The organism is Xenorhabdus sp. SGI240, assembly GCF_040081915.1.
GTDB classification, from domain to species: domain Bacteria; phylum Pseudomonadota; class Gammaproteobacteria; order Enterobacterales; family Enterobacteriaceae; genus Xenorhabdus; species Xenorhabdus bakwenae.
Window position 1 is genome coordinate 1 of record NZ_JBEBMB010000160.1, and the last position, 2,189, is coordinate 2,189.

5 protein-coding genes and 1 pseudogene are annotated in these 2,189 nt (G+C 41.7%); all 6 read left to right on the forward strand.

Annotation, left to right across the window (positions count from 1 at the left end; all coding sequences use genetic code 11):
• Positions 1-180, forward strand: a pseudogene (locus tag ABLA76_RS17905) (hypothetical protein); the annotation flags it as partial.
• Entirely contained in the window at positions 177-455 is a 279-nt protein-coding gene (locus ABLA76_RS17910) for an ANR family transcriptional regulator (RefSeq protein WP_348988946.1), read from the forward strand. The pseudogene ABLA76_RS17905 and the gene ABLA76_RS17910, both read left to right, overlap by 4 nt.
• Positions 442-630: a PerC family transcriptional regulator gene (locus tag ABLA76_RS17915; RefSeq protein WP_348988947.1), complete on the forward strand. Its 189-nt coding sequence runs from the start codon at positions 442-444 to the stop codon at positions 628-630. The genes ABLA76_RS17910 and ABLA76_RS17915 overlap by 14 nt, the downstream gene beginning before the upstream one ends.
• A complete protein-coding gene (locus tag ABLA76_RS17920) occupies positions 630-1,121 on the forward strand; it encodes a hypothetical protein (protein ID WP_348988948.1) in 492 nt (163 codons plus the stop codon). The genes ABLA76_RS17915 and ABLA76_RS17920 overlap by 1 nt, the downstream gene beginning before the upstream one ends.
• Positions 1,122-1,131: 10 nt before the next feature.
• On the forward strand, positions 1,132-1,911 hold the full coding sequence (locus tag ABLA76_RS17925) for a transcriptional regulator (protein WP_348988949.1): 780 nt from the start codon (positions 1,132-1,134) through the stop codon (positions 1,909-1,911).
• Between the two features lie 5 nt (positions 1,912-1,916).
• Positions 1,917-2,159, forward strand: a complete 243-nt coding sequence (locus ABLA76_RS17930; RefSeq protein ID WP_348988950.1) for a hypothetical protein — start codon at positions 1,917-1,919, stop codon at positions 2,157-2,159.
• The last annotated feature ends 30 nt before the right edge of the window (positions 2,160-2,189 follow it).

Here is a 2,189-nt window from a genome sequence, read left to right on the forward strand (position 1 = left end):
TTAATCCGATTTTTTGAATTATATGTATTTGCACTTAAGAGCAGACAGGAAGCAGAAGAACTTATCGTAAGGACATATAACAGTTTTTATACCAAATTTGGAAATTTAACCAAAGAGGGCAATGAGTTTATGAATGAGATATTGAAACTCATTGCCAAGAAAACGGAGTCAATAACATGACAAAGAAAACATATTTGGATTTTGCTAATACAGCCATCCAGAAAGAGAAAGAAGAAAAGTACGACCTTGCCGCCGAATATTGGGGAGAAGCTAAAAACTTAGCAACCAGCCTTAATACTCAACTATGGGCTGAATATCGCCAATTACATAATGAAAAAAGACACTCATTACATAACAGTTACAGCAAGGTATTAAGAATCAATGAAAATAAGCGCATAGCTTCGGAATTAAAAAAGCACATGAGAAAGCGGGTGGTGAATAATGACAGTATATGAACAGACAAAGGAATTAGCACAACTCTTAGAATACAGAAGTTTATTTCGTCGTTCTGCTGAGAAATGGGGTGAGGCTCTTTCATTATCCCATGATAAAAAACAAGAGCAGGAATGTATCAAAAATAATTTGCGCTGTGTCCGAAAAGCACAAATCAAAATACAGGAGGGGTGGTAATGAGTAATACAGGAATGACAATAAAAGAAGCAATTGCCATTTTGAGAAAAAGTAAATTCGGATGCCCTGCTTTTCTTTTAGATGAAGAAAGGGCGAGAACTAATTACCCGCCATTAACCGATGCGGAAAAAATGGAACGGGCTGAATTCTCAGTAAAACAACAACGAGCCATTGTTGCTAGAGAATATCTAGTTTCATGCGGCGAGCGATTTGGAAAACTTGAAAACGGCAATGTCATATTTACCCACGAAAATTGCGTAGTCGAGCTGGATGCTGACGTAATTGAAACACTACTTATTCACCAAATCGAAAATACGATTCTGGAAATTAATCCAATCGAAAAATATATCGCCTTGTGGCGCTTCTATCTCGGTAATGAAGTGAACGAGAAAGAAAATAATTCTACATGGATGCGGGATTTTATCGATGCCGTATTTATAAACGGGTTCAAGTTATTTACCGCTGAACCAGCATCACCAACTGCACATTGAGAGATAAGGCATGACTAAGAAAAACGAAATAACCACCAGCAACCAAGCTGCAATGATGAGCAGCCGTGAAATTGCAGAACTGACAGGCAAACAAGTAAAGCATATCCACCAAGATATATGGGTCATGCTGGAACAACTTTATGGCATTAAAAAAGATGGTCAAGATTTTGACCATCATAAAAATCAACAAGTTACTCTAGTTGATGGCGTAATTGCTGTTATCGACTATCGCGGGTATGTCTCTGAATTCCAGCTTGATCGCCGCCATACAGAAATTCTTATTACTGGTTATGACGTTGTTCGTCGTGCAGCAGTGATTGACCGTTGGTTTGATTTGGAGTCCGGTAAGTCTACTCCAGCCGTTCAGCAACAACCTACTGGTTTACCTCAGCTATCCAAACTCGAAGTCCTACAAATGGCTATTGAGTCCGAGCAAGGCCGACTGGAAGAAAAAGCCAGAGCCGATAAAGCGGAACGCACCAAATCACAGATTAGTCGCCGTCGTGAAGCTCAGGCACTTGGCAAACTCGGCGCTGTCACCCGTAAGTGCCGGGAACTGGAAGAACGTCTGGGCGAAAGCACAAAGCACTCAACCATCACCAGTGTGCAAAAAGCCACAGAGAAAGAATACAAATTCGCCCCACTCCGTAAATGGTGCCGTGAGAACAACATGGAAGCTACAGATGTTCCCGACCCCAGATATGGAAGCGTTAAGTCATGGCCTGCCGAAGCATGGCTGGCTGTATACGGTGTCGATCTCAAAAAACTGTTTGGCAAAAAAATGAGGTGATGGAAATGGAAAAGACAAAATATGTTGTGACTTATCTGGCTGATTACCCCTGTGGACATCGCCACACGCTGCGAATTTCTATGGAGGCTCATGACGCAAGGGATGCTATCGAAAAATCGCAGGCAGCATTCACCGATGATCGGCTGACATCAACTAACCACACCCTCTTTTTTGTCATGCCGGAGGGAGTCAACAAAAGCACGATTGACAGCATGGATTTGTGTCCAAGTGAGGAGGTGAAGCCATGATCATTGATACCAATTTATTACGCGCCGCAT